The sequence below is a fragment of the Bacillus sp. TH17 genome (genome assembly GCF_016651125.1).
GTDB classification, from domain to species: domain Bacteria; phylum Bacillota; class Bacilli; order Bacillales; family Bacillaceae_G; genus Bacillus_A; species Bacillus_A mycoides.
The window spans coordinates 1,405,550-1,421,482 of record NZ_JAEKEN010000001.1; the positions used below are offsets into that span (position 1 = coordinate 1,405,550).

Genomic DNA, 15,933 nt, shown 5'->3' on the forward strand with positions numbered 1-15,933 from the left:
TTGTTTTATAGTACATTAACAAGAGATATTAGTTTCATAGGGAGGGTGAGGAAATGATAGATACAGCAGATGCTTTAATAAGTAAGCGTATGTATACAGAAGAAGACCAACAAAAATTATATAAACGAACATTAATAATCGTAAGTATTTCACAAATGTTTGGCGGAGCCGGGTTAGCCGCTGGAATTACAGTAGGTGCACTTCTTGCACAGCAAATGCTTGGGACGGATGCGTATGCAGGATTACCGGCTGCTATGTTTACAATGGGATCTGCGGTAGCGGCTTTCTTTGTTGGGAAGTTATCGCAAAAATATGGTCGCCGAATAGGACTTGCAACAGGGTTTATAGTAGGAGGACTAGGAGCTATTGGAGTTGTATTGGCTGCGTTAACAAATAGTATTATTCTATTACTAGTTTCTTTACTCATATATGGTGCGGGTACAGCGACGAATCTACAAGCTCGTTATGCTGGTACCGATTTAGCAGATAAGAAACAACGAGCAACTGCTATTAGTATTACGATGGTTATGACGACTTTTGGTGCGGTAGCTGGTCCAAATTTAGTAGGCGTAATGGGAGATTTTGCCCATTCAATTGGAATTCCTAACCTTGCTGGTCCGTTCATATTATCAGCAGCGGCATTTATACTTGCGGGTCTTGTACTTTTTGTTATGCTTCGTCCAGATCCGTTAATTATTGCTAACATAATAGAAACATATAAACAAGAACATACATATAAAGGGCAACCAGTAACAGAAGAAATGATAGAAAATAAACGTGGTGTTACTGTTGGAGCAATCGTAATGATACTTACTCAAATAGTGATGGTTGCGATTATGACGATGACGCCAGTTCATATGGGGCATCATGGTCATGGTTTAAGTTCAATAGGGCTTGTAATTGGTTTTCATGTAGGTGCAATGTATCTTCCGTCTCTCGTTACAGGAATGTTAATTGATAAAATCGGCCGAACTACGATGAGTATAGCTGGTGGAGTAATTTTACTAGCGGCGGGTGTCATAGCTGCGATAGCGCCGAGTGATTCTTTACTATTATTAATTGTTGCTCTGTCTTTACTTGGGTTAGGGTGGAACCTCGGTTTAATAAGTGGTACAGCTCAAATTGTTGATGCAACTATACCTTCTACACGCGCAAAAACACAAGGGAAAATAGATGTATTTGTTGCGTTAGCTGGAGCTTCTGGTGGAGCGATGTCAGGTATGGTAGTAGCTAATTCAAGTTATGCGGCATTATCATTAGCGGGAGGGGCTGTAGCCTTACTGCTTATTCCAGTTGTGATATGGTCTCGGACAGGTAAATAAAATTCAGATAAAAGAAGCGGCGTTCAAAGGGAGATAATCAATCTTTGAATGCCGCTTTTTTGTGATCAACTAATAGTCTAACTGGAATCGTTGATATAATTTCATTTACCGTAATGTTAGTTGTATAAAAGGAAATTTCAGTTTAAATCCCACTCCAAAATAAGCCCTAAATGCATACATCCATCGCCAAATCCCTACAGTAAAAGTGTATCTCCATTATTTAACTTTCCTTCTTTTCTAAATCGTTATTAGATAATATTTGATCTGGAACATAAGTACCAATTGCAGTAATACGAGATTGAGAATTCATAAGAACATCTCCTAACTTATTTTTTATAATCTGATACTAATATTAGATCGTAAAAATATTGATAAAGATTTTCTGTTTAATAAAATTAATATATTTTAATAAACGGAAAGGGATTTGAGGAGTGATGTCCAAATAATATACGGAAAGCTTCTAAAATTGATACTTTGAAGGGGTCTGAGATTCTTGAAAAGAATCATTTATTCGTTGTCTCTTGTTTTAATTTGTAGCTTTACTTTTTTTATTTTGCCAGAGAAATCTTATGCTTGTGACTGTATTAATGTATCACCAGAAGATGCATTCCAAAAAAATGATGTGGTGTTTGAAGGTAAGGTGTTAGAAGTTCAAGAGAAAGGTGAAGGCGGAATTAAAACATTATTTGAAGTGAAGAAAATTTGGAAAGGGACAAGTTCTTCGCAAATTATTATATATACAAGCAGTAGTAGTAGTAGTAGTAGTAGTAGTAGTAGTAGTTGTGCGTTTCGTTTTGCAGAGGGAGGAGAGTACCTAGTGTTCTCTTCTCATAGAGGAGAAGTGAAACTGTTGGAGACATCTAGCTGCAGTGGAACGAAGAGATTAGATGAGGCAGAGATAGAGAAAATGGCTTTACGTCATATTGCAAAAGAGTCTGTTCCGAAGAATAAAGTGGATTTAAAAGATGAAATGGTAAGCGGTTTAAGTTGGTGGCAAGTAACTATCATTTCTATAGGTGTGTTATTGTTAATTGCTGTTGTTATTTTTATTGTGAGAAGAACTCGCAAAAAATGACGATTAAAGTAAAAATATAAAGATTTTCTTTCTGTTTCTATGGGTGGTTTAATCTTGTGAAAGCGAATTACTTATGCTACACTTTATGTAACTTAAAATGAACGGAGGGGCTTCCTTTGATCTTAATCAGATTACGTCTCAATACTTTGTGCCAATAATTGAATAGCGCTCAAAGGCTCTGTCTGTGTGCAGAGTGAACGGGATTGGTCTGCCTATTTTAAAGGAACCCTTTATTAAGCTTATATGTGAAAAAGAGGGAGGGACGAATACGCCCTCTTTTTGTTTTGCCTTTATAAATAGAATGGGATAGTATAGGTGAACACTTGTTGGATACGTATACTATCTTGGGACTTTTTGACCATGTATAGGACGAAAGCACTGCTTTCTTCTATTTCTTTGGTGAACCCTTATCCGTTTACGAAAACACAGGCAGTGACCTGTGTTTTTTATTTTGCGTAATCGAAATGGAGGAATAAATATATGGAAGAATTATTACAAAGAGCAATATTAGTTGGAGTGAATTTAGGTAAGGAAGCTGATTTTGCATATTCGATGGAAGAGTTAGCAAATCTTACGGAAGCTTGTGATGTGGAAGTAATCGGTCAAGTGACGCAAAATTTACAACGAGTAAATCCGTCGCATTATATTGGAAAAGGGAAGATTGAAGAAGTAGCAGCGTATGTGAAAGAAGCAGATGCAAATATGGTCATCTTTAATGACGAATTATCTCCTTCACAAATTCGAAATTTAGAAGAGGATTTAGATTGTAAAGTAATTGATCGTACCATTTTAATTTTAGATATCTTTGCGCAACGTGCGAAAACGAAAGAAGCGCAGTTGCAAGTAGAAGTGGCCCATCTTCAGTACATGATGCCTCGTTTAATCGGTCTTCGTGAATCTTTAGGAAGACAAAGCGGGGGAGTTGGCACGAAAAATAAAGGTGTCGGTGAGAAGAAGTTGGAATTAGATCGTCGTAAAATTGAAGAACAAATTGCGGCTCTAAATAAAGAATTAGAAGCACTTGTTGCACAGCGCCAAACGCAGCGTAAACAACGTAAGAAAAATGAAATTCCAGTTGTGTCGTTAGTAGGATATACGAATGCAGGTAAATCAACGATAATGAATACAATGCTTGAAATTTTTAATGGTACTGTAGAGAAACAAGTATTTGAAAAAGATATGTTATTTGCGACGTTAGAGACATCTGTACGAAATATTGATTTGCCGGATAATAAATCATTTTTATTAACGGATACTGTTGGATTTGTAAGTAAGTTACCGCATCATCTTGTGAAAGCATTCCGTTCAACGCTAGAGGAAGTGGCGGAAGCAGATTTACTTATTCACGTTGTAGATTACTCAAATCCCAATTATGAGCAATTAATTGATATTACAAATGAAACGTTAAAGAAAATTGGCGTGGAAAATATCCCGACGATTTATGCATACAACAAATCAGATTTGGTAGATGTTGAAATTCCGAAAGTGCAAGAAGATCGTGTTTATCTATCTGCGAAGAAACATGTTGGAATTGAAGAGCTTGTAGAAGTAGTTCGTTCACACATTTATAAAGAGTATACGAAGTGTGAACTGTTAATTCCGTATGATCAAGGGCAGGTAGTTTCGTATTTCAACAATCATGCACACGTTTTATCTACGAGTTATGAAAACGAAGGTACGAAAATGGCACTAGAATGTAAGACGAGTGATTATGAGAAATATAAGCGTTTTTCTATTTAATAAAAAAAGGCGACCCTAATATGTTTTAGGATCGTCTTTTTCTTCATAATTGCAAGCCTTCCTTTCGTCCTGCCTTAGTATAAAAGAAAATACAAAGAGTTCATATGAATAAATCCGACAAAGCACATAGAAAAAATATATTTTTTTAGAAGTTGAATTTCTGGAAAAAGAAATGAAACCAGTATAGAATGGAAATGTTTCAAAAATCAGAATTTATTACACCTACTGTAATAAATATATATTTTGTACAGAAAGGAGAAATACACATATGCAGGCAGTTTCACAAAAAAATACAGTAGAAACACCGACAATATATCGAATATTATTTGCGATTAGCTTCGGACATTTTTTAAATGATTCGATGCAAGCAGTTGTGCCAGCGTTGTTTCCTATTTTGGAAAAAACGATGAATTTATCCTATATGCAAGTAGGGTGGATTGCGTTTGCGTTAAATATGACGTCATCGATTATGCAGCCGGTTTTTGGGATGTATTCAGATAAGAAGCCGTCACCATTTTTATTACCGCTCGGTATGTTTTCGAGTATGCTTGGGATGATTGGACTCGCATTTGCACCGAACTTTATAGTTGTTATTATTTCTGTTTTATTTATTGGATTAGGTTCCGCGGTCTTTCATCCGGAGGGCGCTCGTGTTGCTTACATGGCAGCCGGTGCAAAACGAGGTTTAGCACAAGCGATTTATCAAGTGGGGGGAAATACAGGGAATTCTCTAGCACCTATTTTTACAGCATTAATTTTCGTTCCGCTCGGTCAAATTGGTTCTTTAGGTTTTACAGCCTTTGCAGCAGTTGGAATTGTATTACTAATTTTCGTATCAAATTGGTATAAAAATGAATTAGCCACTGGTGCTGTAAGAAGGAAAAAGAGGGCTGCATTTGAGGCTGAAAATGCGATTGTAAGTACGCACATTAAATTTGTTATTATACTTCTTGTTTTTCTAACATTCGTACGTTCTTGGTACGGTGCTGGTATCGGGAATTTCTATCAATTTTATTTAATAGAGCATTACGGTTTATCTATAAAAAATGCACAGTATTTCGTCTTCGCTTTTATGATTGCTGGTGTATTAGGTACTTTCTTTGGTGGTCCGCTAGCGGATCGATTCGGTAAGAAAAAGATTATTGTCTTTTCGATGCTCGGTTCAGCGCCGCTTGCACTATTGTTACCTCACGTTTCTCTTATGTGGGTTGTACCGTTATTTTTATGCATTGGATTTATTAGCTCTAGTAGTTTTAGTGTAATCGTTGTATATGCTCAAGAACTTGTTCCAGGGAAAGTTGGAATGGTGTCAGGATTAATTGTCGGTCTTGCGTTTGGTCTTGGAGCATTAGGTGCTGTAGTCCTTGGGAAATTAGCTGATATGTATAGTCTTCAATTTATTATGCTATTATGTAGTGGTTTACCATTAATTGGACTTACTTCATTGTTACTGCCAAATGATAAGAAAACGATAGAATAGGGGATGCGCTATGAAATTATGTGAAAACGTTACAGAATTAATAGGAGATACACCTGTTGTCCGATTATCTAAATTTATTCCAGAGGACGCAGCGGATGTGTATGTAAAACTGGAAATGTTTAATCCGTCACGCAGTGTGAAAGATCGTGCTGCCTATAACTTAATTCATATTGCCGAGGAACACGGTCTCATTAAGCCAGGTGATACAATTATTGAACCGACAAGTGGAAATACAGGAATTGGCTTAGCGATGAATGCAGCTGCTAAAGGATATAAAGCTATTTTAATTATGCCAGATAATATGTCCAAAGAGCGTATTAATTTATTGAAAGCATACGGCGCAGAAGTAGTTTTAACACCAGCAGAACAAAGAATGCCAGGAGCAATTGCGAAGGCGGTAGAGTTACAAAAAGAAATTCCAAATAGTTTTATTCCGCAGCAATTTGAAAACCCAGCAAATCCGAATATTCATCGTTATACGACTGCACTTGAAATTTATGAACAAATGGATGGAGAACTTGATGCATTTGTAGCAACCGCAGGAACAGGCGGAACAATTACAGGGACCGGTGAAACGTTAAAAGAGAAACTACCAAACTTATATATTGCCGTAGTAGAACCGAAAGGATCACCAGTGTTATCTGGTGGTGTTCCAGGCCCTCATAAACTAGTCGGAACAAGCCCAGGGTTTATTCCCAAAAACTTAAATACAGAAGTGTATAACGAAATTATGCAAATTGCAGATGAAGAGGCATTAACTACAATGAGGAACTTGGCAAGACAAGAAGGATTACTAGTAGGGCCATCTTCAGGAGCTTCTGTTTACGCAGCAATAATGATAGCGAAGCGTTTAGGTGCTGGTAAAAAAGTTTTATGTATTGCACCTGATACAGGTGAGCGTTATTTGAGTATGGGGCTATTTGAATAAAAGTGATAGAAGCACCTTAATAGTAAGGATGAAAATCCCCTATTAAGGTGTTTCTTTTAGAAAAATAGATAATGGGTGAGTGGGGAGAATGACAATGAAGCTATTGAAACCAACATACGAATATAGCGAACAAATTATGGAGTATAGGCAGTCATTTTTACATGCAGGAGAACAACCACACGGCAGTAGCTCTTTACAAAATTTTGATTCACTAGATGAATGGTTTGAAAAAGTGAGTATACAAGAAGTAGGAGAAAACTTACAAGCAAATCGAGTGCCATCTAGTCAGTTTTTAAGTTTTGAAAAAGGAGAACTTATCGGTTTTGTGAATATTAGACATCGATTAAATCCAGAATTATTGCTGGAAAGCGGTCATATCGGTTATAGTATCCATCTGAATAAACGTCGCCTAGGTTACGCGACAAAACAATTGAAACTTGCATTAAGTGAAGCGCAAAAGTTAGGGTTGAAGAAAGTGCTAATAACTTGTGATAAAGCTAATATTGGTTCGGCTAAAACGATTCAAAAGGTTGGCGGTGTGCTAGAAAATGAAGTAGTTTCTTCTAATTCTGGCGAAATTGTTCAGCGTTATTGGGTAGAAATATGATTTAGTGGAAATTTGAAAAGGTAATATAATGTTTAATATCGAAATAGATAAATGAAAAGTAAGGGGAGTACTGCAGTTTTAGGGGGAAATGCAATGGGATTAAAAGAGAAAGCGATAGAGATGTCGGAAATTTATAGGCAAAACCAGAAAGTCGAAGCTATTATTTTAGCAGGATCTGTAGCGAGAAAGTTAGAAGATGAACATTCAGATATTGAATTACATATTTTATGGTCAGAACCACCAGAGGATGAAGAGCGTCTAGGTCCAATTAATAATATTGGTGGAACGATTTTGTCATATCATCCTTACGAGGACGAAGAATGGTCGGAAACGTATTTGACGAAAGAAGGAATTAAACTAGAGATTAGTAACTTTTTAACATTGACAGTAGAAAAAAATATTTCAGAAGTTATAGAGCAGTATGATATAAATTATGAGAAACAATGTATTGTATCATCGCTTCATGATGGTGTGAGTTTGTATGGAGAAGTAAAAGTACATGCTCTAAAAGATAGAGTTGAAGCATTTCCAGAAGAACTGGCGAAAAGGATGATTTCAGAAAACCTTTGGTTAAGCAATCGTTGGCATAATCGAGAGGCGCTTTTAAAACGAAAAGACTGGCTTATGCTTTATGATGTTATTTGTGAAGTACAAAGGGATTTATTCGGTGTTTTATTCGGTTTGAATAGAATGTACGTGCACCATCCTGCATTTAAATGGATGGCTTATAATGTAGAGCGTATGAATATTAAACCTGAAAATCTATATGAGCGTATGGCGGATACGCTGATAGGGGAACCAGAGTATAGTGTACAGGAGTTAGAAGTGTTGATCGAAGAGGTATTACATTTAGTAGAACAATATGCTCCAGAATTAAATATTGCTGAACAACAAAAGCGCATTCAATATGCGAAGTAAAAAAACAAGAGATGTAACAACGCGTTACATCTCTTGTTTTTTTATTTTACTAACTTTCCTAATACAGGTAATCGTCGAATCCTATCACCGAGAATATGCGAAGCAAGTCCACTCGTTAATACGAATAAAAGATAAACAAGTCCTCCTGCGGCGGCGCATATAAACACAATGATCAGTGATTCTATATAAGATTGTCCAGGAATAATCCAGCTTATAATTGCTCTTAATGCAATTACAACAGCAGACATTGCTGCGGAGTAAATCGTAATTAGAAATACTGTTTTTGCTGTTTCGCCAATTTTAAATTTCGCAAACTTAACGATGCAGTACAACATAATAATATTTGAAACGAGATATCCAAGAATTGTTCCAAGTACAGCACCATGTCCACCGAATAAATGTAAGAGCGGTGTGTTCACCACAATTTTAACGAGAATACCGGCTGAGAATGCAATCATTGTTTTTCTTTGATAATCAATTCCTTGTAGTATAGCGGCTGAAACTGTGAAAATCGCACTTAATACAGCAGAAGGTGCAAATGAAATTAAATATTGTGATCCACCAAGTGCAATTTCAGGATTTACATAAACCATGCGGAATGCATCGTAAGCGATACTTGCTAGACCGAATGCGGCTGGGATAGTGAAGAATAACAATACTTGGAATATCTTTGAAATTTGTTCTTGTAATTCTTCTAGTTTCCCGCTTGTAAATGATTTCGTTATAGCCGGAATAATTGTTAATGAAAATCCAGTTGCAAGTGAAGCCGGAATCATAATTAACTTTTGGGCATAGTTCGTTATATAAGCGAAAACTGCATTCGCGGTTTCTAAAGGTTCTCCCATCGCTCTAAGGACATCAGCTACGGTATATTGATCTACTAACGTATAGAGCGGGATTGCAATGCCTACAAATACAATTGGAATTGCATAACGTAGTAACTCCATATAAATACTTCTTAACGGAATGTTTGATGATCTCGTTTTTAGCTCACCTTCAGGAGGTTTTAATCCATTATATTTTTTCCAGTACATCATTAAAATAGAGACGCTTGCAAGTGCCCCGATAACAGCACCAAATGTAGCAACTGCAACAGAAGAAGCTACTGAACCTCCTAATAGTTTTGAGACGATAAAACTACCAACTAAAATGAAAACGACACGTGCGATTTGTTCTACGACTTGAGAAACAGCACTTGGTTTCATATGTTGAAAACCTTGGAAATAACCACGTGTAACACTCATAGCTGGTACGATAATAAGCGCGAAGCTTAATGCTCGCATTGTAAGTGTTACGTCTGCGATAAATTGTGGATCTGGTGTTTTCGAGCGAATAATAAATTGTGATATGTACGGTGCTCCAATAAATAAAGTTAAAAATCCTAAAAAGCCCATAAACATCATTAATTTTACGCTCGAATTATACAATTTTTTACTTGTACTATAATCACCAAGTGCATTATGTTTTGCAACAAATTTTGAGACGGCAATAGGAATACCAGCTGTTGAAAAGCTTAATAAAATACCGTACCAAGAGTATGCGTATCCATATAAAGCGACCCCTTGCGTTCCAACTAATAATTGAAAGGGGAAAAAGTATATAAAACCTAAAATTCGTGAAATCATTGTTGCACCACTTAATAAAGCGGTACCTTTTAAAACTTTTGAAGTAGACAAAATTCTTTCCTCCTACTCGTGCTGTCTTGCATTTATCGTATACTACTATAAACCTGCTAGAGAAGTTAATACAGTATAAACCATAAATGTTCTAATACTATTCATACAAAAGTCATATTTTGAATTTTTAAATAGAATGTAATGCATAAAATTTCAAAATATAAGTTGACACTATTTTTAATGTGTGATAAAAATGATAGTAATCAATTCGGAAAATAATATTTGGGCAATGAAAGGGTATAGTAGTGAAAATCTCCCTATTTCAGAGAGCTGATGGTTGGTGTGAATCAGTATATAGATTATTCATGAAGTTCGTCCTGGAGCATCTTTCATAAATCTCACATTATGAGGAAATGAAAGACGGTAGTTTATACCGTTATCAAATAAAGTGGTGAAGATTGTTTCACAACTAGGGTGGTACCGCGATATTTATCGTCCCTACGTATTTACGTAGGGACGTTTTTTATTTAGGTCCTAATTTTGGTGTGGCTTCATAACTAGGGTGGTACCGCGATATTTTATCGTCCCTACGTATTTGCGTAGGGACGTTTTTTATTTAGGTCCTAACTTTGGTGTATCTTCACAACTAGGGTGGTACCGCGATGTTTTTGTCGTCCCTACGTATTTACGTAGGGACGTTTTTTATTAGGGAGGAAGTGAACGTATTAGAAAAGAGTATGGATAGAACAATATAAATACCGGATTGTAAAACAGAAAAAGATAAAGATAAAGAGAGGAGATTAACAAATGAATTCACAGCAATGGACATCGAAATTAGGTTTCGTATTAGCTGCAGCAGGTTCAGCGATTGGTCTTGGAGCGATTTGGAAGTTCCCGTATATGGCCGGAATTGGAGGAGGCGGCGCGTTCTTCCTTATTTTCATCGGTTTCACATTATTAATTGGTTTACCGCTATTATTAGCTGAATTCGTTATCGGAAGAAGTACACAAAAAGAGGCTGTTGAGGCGTATAGCGAAATCGCACCAAAAACACTATGGCCTTGGTTAGGTAAATTAGGGATTGTAACTTGTTTCATACTACTTTCTTTCTACAGTGTTGTAGGGGGATGGATTTTACTATATTTATGGAATGCAATTACAGGTAGACTATGGGAAGGAAATGGAGCATACGAAGCTACGTTTGGTGAAATCATTTCCAATCCGTATTTAGCAGTTGGATCACAGCTATTATTCATCCTTATTACTATTTTTATCGTAAGTAAAGGTGTACAAAATGGTGTTGAAAAAGTAAATAAATATTTCATGCCAGCATTATTCGTTTTATTCTTTGTATTAATTGTTCGTGCACTTACGTTAGATGGTGCTGGAGAAGGAGTTCGATTCTTCTTACAACCTGATTTCTCAAACGTAACATCAGAAATCATTTTATATGCAATGGGGCAATCGTTCTTCTCGCTATCCGTCGGTGTAGCCGTTATGGTAACGTATAGCTCGTACTTACCGAAAGAAGAAAGTTTACCGCGTTCAGCATTTTCTATCGTAGCTTTAACACTTGTGATTACATTACTTGCAGGGCTAGCGATTTTCCCAGTTGTATTCGCATTTGGAATGGAGCCATCTCAAGGACCAGGGCTATTGTTTATCGTACTGCCAGCTATTTTCAGTAAAATGGCGTTCGGGAAATTATTCTTCATTGTTTTCTTATTACTATTCTTCTTTGCTACTATTACATCAGCAATTTCGATGTTAGAAATTAGTGTTGCGTCTTTAACAACTAAAGGTAAAAGCAAAGGGAAACGTGAAAAAATGGCATTAATTGTTGGCTTGTTAATCTTTGTTGTAGGGGTTCCATCAGCCTTATCATTCGGTTTGTTAAGTGATGTGAAACCATTTGGGAAAACAATTTTTGATTTAGCAGACTATGCGGTTAGTAACATACTAATGCCACTTGGTGTTTTATTAGTTTCCATCTTTGTCCCTTTAAAAATGAAGAAAGATGTATTAATGAAAGAACTTGGTGTAAGTAAAAATAAAGGCTATAAACTGTTCGTATTATGGTTATTCTTACTTCGCTATATTGCACCAATTGCGATTATTATCGTATTCCTAAATGTACTTGGAATTATATAAAAGAAAGGTAGCGTATCGCTCTATGATACGCTACCTTTTTATTTTTCTCTTTTTTGTAATTCGTTTACTGTTACGAATTGATAGCCCTTTTTAGATAAAGAGTCTAAAATACCTTCAATAGTTTGCAGATTTTCATTAGACTCATCATACATAGAGTGTAATAAAATGATAGAACCTGGTTTTACATTTTTACTAACATATTCAATTTTATCAGCTGTAGATGTATAAAAAGTATCAGGTTCAAGGTCCCATGTGATTGTTTCGATATTGTTTTTATTTAAATAATAGGGCAGACCCATTAGCTTTTTACCGTTAGGTGGTCTAAAATCAATTTCGCCTGTAAATCCTGTTTGGCGGATTAATGAATTCGTTTTTTCTATTTCTTCTTTAATAAAAGAAGGTGTTTTAAAAACCATTCTGTTATGAGAGTATGTATGGTTTCCAATTTGGTGTCCAGATTGTACGATATCTTCTCCTAACGATAGGTTTTTCCCTAGTTCATTTCCGACTAAAAAGAAAGTAGCTTTTGCATTGTATGTATCTAGTAGTGGTAATATTTGTTTTACATTGTTCGTAGGGCCATCATCAAAAGTTAAAGCAATCACTTTTTCATTTGTTTCTACTCGGTTTGTTAAACCTCCAAACAATTGAAAACTTCTTGCGTTCATCAATTTGTATGTTCCGAATAATGCTACAGTAATAATGAATAATGTAACGATTGTAATGATAATATTCTTTTTCATAACGCAACCTCACTATACTTTTGGATTGGACTAAAAAGTATTATATCAAACTAAGTAACTTCGTGCTTTAAAAAGGATGTGGATGCAAGGGGAAGAAATTTATCATATAATAAAATGCAAAAGGTATATTAGGAGGTGTTTATATGGCGATTATAATTCAATTGCCAGACACTGCAGCGTCTCATGCAAAGCCAAGTATGGAAATGGCGATACTTTGCGTGGGGTAGACAAGTAATATACAATCGCCTAAATGAGCTCGTATCATTTTTTATATTTGGCTTTGCACCTTATTGAAATGAACCATAAAAAATAAGGGGCGAGCAGAAATGAAATACGTTAAAGCTGCGACGGTTTTACCAGAAAGTTTAATTGCTGAAATTCAAAAGTATATACAAGGTGAAACAATTTACATTCCAAAACAAGAAACAAAACATTGTAAATGGGGTACACAATCTGGAGGAAGAAAACAACTAGATGAAAGAAACAAAGCTATTAAAGAAGCGTTTAAAAGTGGAATTTCCATTCATCAACTTGCGGAGGAGCATTTTCTTTCCGGAGAAACGATTAAAAAGATTGTGTATTCTAAATGAAAATAAAAGAGTCTAGTTCAATTATTAAATTGAACTAGACTCTTTTTGTTTTGTATCTATTGGATATGAATGGGCAAGATAATAGAAAAAATGTGCCGGCTTTTTACTAAATAGAATATAGAGCATTTGAGTGAAAAGCAGAAAGGTGAGCATATATGAATCATCTAGGACAAATAACGATAGAACTATTTTTTGGTTTTTTTGTGCTATTGATTGCTACTAAAATATTAGGGAAGACACAAATATCTCAGTTAACGCCATTTGATTTTATTTCTGCCATAGTTCTCGGAGAATTAGTAGGAAATACTATATATGATCCGGAAATAAAAGTATGGTCTATTTTATATGCAGTACTTGTATGGGTAGTGTTAATTTATACAATAGAAGTGATAACGCAAAAATTTAGGGGGACGAGAAGTTTTTTTGAAGGCTCTCCGTCAATCATTATCCGTAATGGATATATTGACCGGGAACAACTAAGTTCAAATCATTTGGATATTAATCAACTACAACAAATGCTAAGACAACAAAAAGATATATTTTCAATCCGAGAAGTTGAATATATGATTTTGGAACCTAATGGAAACATAAGTGTTCTGAAGAAAAGCAAATATGAATTTCCTACTATAAATGATTTAAGCTTAAAACATAAACCTGTATACTTACCGATTTCATTAATTAGTGATGGAAAAGTAGTGAAAGATAATTTGAGGGAAGCAGGTTTTGATGAAGGATGGCTTTATAAACAAATAAAGCAAAAAGGGATTACTAAATTTGAAGATGTATTATATGCAGAATGGAAAACAGATGATGGTTTCTTTTGTCAGGAAATGCCTCGGTAGAACATAGTCAGAGTATGTAATGTTCATTTCTAAGTTATCTTTTACATATCAAAAAGCTGAATCATTGTATACAATAAGACTAGATCAACAATTTGTATGGAGTGATAAAGATGGAAGCTTTTATTAGAAGTGATCAATATAATTTTATAAAATCACAAGCTTATATTTTAGCAAATGGGCACGCAACGGCAAATGATAGAGGTGTAATTCAAGCATTAAAATCACTTGCGATTGAAAAAATAATACATGTATTTGAAAATTTAACAGATGAACAGAAAGAGTTAATTGATACGGTATTAACAGTTCAAAATAGAGAAGATGCAGAATCGTTTTTACTGAAAATAAATCCGTATGTCATTCCGTTTCAGGAAGTTACAGCGCAAACATTAAAAAAATTATTTCCTAAAGCGAAAAAATTAAAACTTCCTGATATGGAAGAACTGGACATGAAAGAATTATCTTATTTAAGCTGGATTGATAAAGGGTCAAGCAGGAAATTTATTATAGCGAAAAATGATAAAAATAAGTTTGTTGGTCTGCAAGGAACGTTCCAAAGTTTAAATAAAAAGAGCATTTGTTCATTATGTCATGGACATGAAGAAGTAGGGATGTTTTTAGTTGGAATTAAAGGTAATATACCAGGAACTTTCGTGAAAAAGGGAAACTATATTTGCAAAGATGGTGTAGCTTGTAATCATAATATGAAATCGCTTGATAAGTTACAGGATTTTATTGAGAGACTAAAGAAATAAAAATAGAAGACCTCTAGTATTTAAACTGGAGGTTTTTATTTTTTGAAGAAGAAGTAATAGGTTCTTTTGGAGATGTAGATTTATAAAAAAGTTAGTTCATTTATAATGAAATTTGATGAAAATATCTATTTGGATACAGCTGCTTATATGCAAGGAGGTAAAACATGAATTACATTTCACCGAAAGAAGAGGTGTTAAAAGTGAAAAGGTGGCCTAAAAATACGATAGCAGCGGGTCGTGGTCATACCGTTGCTCTTAAATCGGATGGCACGGTGGTAGCAGTGGGCCGAAATAAAGAAGGAGAATGCAATGTAAGTGGCTGGCGTGATATTGTATCGGTCGCAGCGGGCAATGTTCATATGGCGACGAACACGGGTAATGCTCATACAATCGGTCTTAAATGTGACAGTACTGCGGTTGCAGTGGGTTGGAATAATCATGACCAATGTGATGTAAATGATTGGCATAATATTGTATCGGTTGCGGCGGGGTGGCGCCGTACCATTGGCCTTAAACCGGATGGCACGGTGATAGCAGTGGGCCGAAATAAAGAAGGAGAATGTAATATAAGTAGCTGGCGTGATATTGTGGCGGTCGCGGTGGGTGACTGGCATACAGTCGGTCTTAAATTGGACGGAACGGTGACGACTGTGGGTAATAATCGATATGGCCAATGCAATGTAAGTAGCTGGCGTGATATTGTGGCGATAGCGGCGGGATATCTTCATACAGTTGGTATTACATCTGACGGTATGGTGACGGCAGTGGGTAATAATAAACGGGGGCAATGTGATGTAAGCGATTGGCGCGATATTGTGGCGATAGCGGCAGGGAGTAATCATACAATTGCTCTGAAATCAGATGGTACTGTGGCGGCAGTAGGTTGGAATGAGTATGGCCAATGTAATGTAAGTGATTGGCGTGATATTGTAGCGATAGCGGCTGGTTGTGCGCATACGGTTGGACTTAAATTAGATGGCACGGTGGTAGCAGTAGGTGATAATACATACGGTCAATGCGATGTAGGTAGTTGGCGCAGTATCCGATTGCCTGGTAAATAGTTAATTTATAATAAATCACTAGTAATATTATTCTAGTTTAGGAGTAATTATGGAATAGGATATGTAGATAAGAATCCCTTTTTAAAAGAGGTTCTTATTCTTTTTCCG

The 15,933-nt window shown here is 35.8% G+C and carries 14 protein-coding genes, 2 pseudogenes and 1 other annotated feature; of the genes and pseudogenes, 12 read left to right on the plus strand and 4 right to left on the minus strand.

Annotation, left to right across the window (positions count from 1 at the left end; translation table 11 throughout):
• The first annotated feature begins 53 nt into the window (after window positions 1-53).
• On the plus strand, window positions 54-1,322 hold the full coding sequence (locus JFT95_RS07145) for an MFS transporter (RefSeq protein WP_201051816.1): 1,269 nt from the start codon (window positions 54-56) through the stop codon (window positions 1,320-1,322).
• A gap of 137 nt (window positions 1,323-1,459) precedes the next feature.
• Here JFT95_RS07145 and JFT95_RS07150 read toward each other — a convergent pair.
• Window positions 1,460-1,561, minus strand: a pseudogene (locus JFT95_RS07150) (ketoacyl-ACP synthase III); the annotation flags it as partial.
• Window positions 1,555-1,632 (minus strand): annotated as a pseudogene (locus JFT95_RS07155) (3-oxoacyl-ACP synthase); the annotation flags it as partial. The pseudogenes JFT95_RS07150 and JFT95_RS07155, both read right to left, overlap by 7 nt.
• A gap of 183 nt (window positions 1,633-1,815) precedes the next feature.
• Between JFT95_RS07155 and JFT95_RS07160 the strand changes: the two are divergent.
• From JFT95_RS07160 to JFT95_RS07185, 6 genes are all read left to right on the plus strand, one after another.
• Window positions 1,816-2,397, plus strand: a complete 582-nt coding sequence (locus JFT95_RS07160; protein ID WP_201051818.1) for a cobalamin biosynthesis protein CbiN — start codon at window positions 1,816-1,818, stop codon at window positions 2,395-2,397.
• A 480-nt stretch (window positions 2,398-2,877) separates the two neighbouring features.
• The gene (gene hflX, locus JFT95_RS07165) at window positions 2,878-4,137 is read left to right on the plus strand and encodes a GTPase HflX (RefSeq protein ID WP_201051820.1); all 1,260 of its coding nucleotides are present in this window, start codon (window positions 2,878-2,880) and stop codon (window positions 4,135-4,137) included.
• Window positions 4,138-4,405: 268 nt separating this feature from the next.
• Entirely contained in the window at window positions 4,406-5,617 is a 1,212-nt protein-coding gene (locus tag JFT95_RS07170; RefSeq protein ID WP_201051822.1) for an MFS transporter, read from the plus strand.
• A 10-nt stretch (window positions 5,618-5,627) separates the two neighbouring features.
• On the plus strand, window positions 5,628-6,545 hold the full coding sequence (gene cysK / locus JFT95_RS07175) for a cysteine synthase A (RefSeq protein ID WP_002012169.1): 918 nt from the start codon (window positions 5,628-5,630) through the stop codon (window positions 6,543-6,545).
• A gap of 94 nt (window positions 6,546-6,639) precedes the next feature.
• Window positions 6,640-7,152 (plus strand): GNAT family N-acetyltransferase, encoded by a 513-nt coding sequence (locus JFT95_RS07180; RefSeq protein WP_201051824.1) that lies wholly within the window; start codon window positions 6,640-6,642, stop codon window positions 7,150-7,152.
• Window positions 7,153-7,245: 93 nt separating this feature from the next.
• Complete coding sequence (locus JFT95_RS07185) at window positions 7,246-8,070, plus strand: DUF4037 domain-containing protein (protein WP_201051825.1); 825 nt, start codon at window positions 7,246-7,248, stop codon at window positions 8,068-8,070.
• A 41-nt stretch (window positions 8,071-8,111) separates the two neighbouring features.
• Here the strand turns inward: JFT95_RS07185 and JFT95_RS07190 are convergent, their stop codons facing one another.
• Entirely contained in the window at window positions 8,112-9,746 is a 1,635-nt protein-coding gene (locus tag JFT95_RS07190) for a putative polysaccharide biosynthesis protein (RefSeq protein WP_201051826.1), read from the minus strand.
• 220 nt (window positions 9,747-9,966) lie between these two features.
• Window positions 9,967-10,189, plus strand: a binding site (T-box leader).
• Between the two features lie 304 nt (window positions 10,190-10,493).
• Here JFT95_RS07190 and JFT95_RS07195 point away from each other — a divergent pair.
• The gene (locus JFT95_RS07195; protein WP_061675714.1) at window positions 10,494-11,837 is read left to right on the plus strand and encodes a sodium-dependent transporter; all 1,344 of its coding nucleotides are present in this window, start codon (window positions 10,494-10,496) and stop codon (window positions 11,835-11,837) included.
• A gap of 38 nt (window positions 11,838-11,875) precedes the next feature.
• Here the strand turns inward: JFT95_RS07195 and JFT95_RS07200 are convergent, their stop codons facing one another.
• On the minus strand, window positions 11,876-12,580 hold the full coding sequence (locus JFT95_RS07200) for a polysaccharide deacetylase family protein (RefSeq protein ID WP_201051827.1): 705 nt from the start codon (window positions 12,578-12,580) through the stop codon (window positions 11,876-11,878).
• Window positions 12,581-12,906: 326 nt separating this feature from the next.
• Between JFT95_RS07200 and JFT95_RS07205 the strand changes: the two genes are divergently transcribed.
• From JFT95_RS07205 to JFT95_RS07220, 4 genes are all read left to right on the plus strand, one after another.
• On the plus strand, window positions 12,907-13,170 hold the full coding sequence (locus JFT95_RS07205) for a CD3324 family protein (RefSeq protein ID WP_002031213.1): 264 nt from the start codon (window positions 12,907-12,909) through the stop codon (window positions 13,168-13,170).
• 155 nt (window positions 13,171-13,325) lie between these two features.
• Window positions 13,326-14,012 (plus strand): DUF421 domain-containing protein, encoded by a 687-nt coding sequence (locus tag JFT95_RS07210; protein WP_201051828.1) that lies wholly within the window; start codon window positions 13,326-13,328, stop codon window positions 14,010-14,012.
• Between the two features lie 110 nt (window positions 14,013-14,122).
• Window positions 14,123-14,764, plus strand: a complete 642-nt coding sequence (locus JFT95_RS07215; RefSeq protein WP_201051829.1) for a FusB/FusC family EF-G-binding protein — start codon at window positions 14,123-14,125, stop codon at window positions 14,762-14,764.
• 164 nt (window positions 14,765-14,928) lie between these two features.
• Entirely contained in the window at window positions 14,929-15,825 is an 897-nt protein-coding gene (locus JFT95_RS07220) for an RCC1 domain-containing protein (RefSeq protein ID WP_001106807.1), read from the plus strand.
• Window positions 15,826-15,933: the final 108 nt, after the last annotated feature.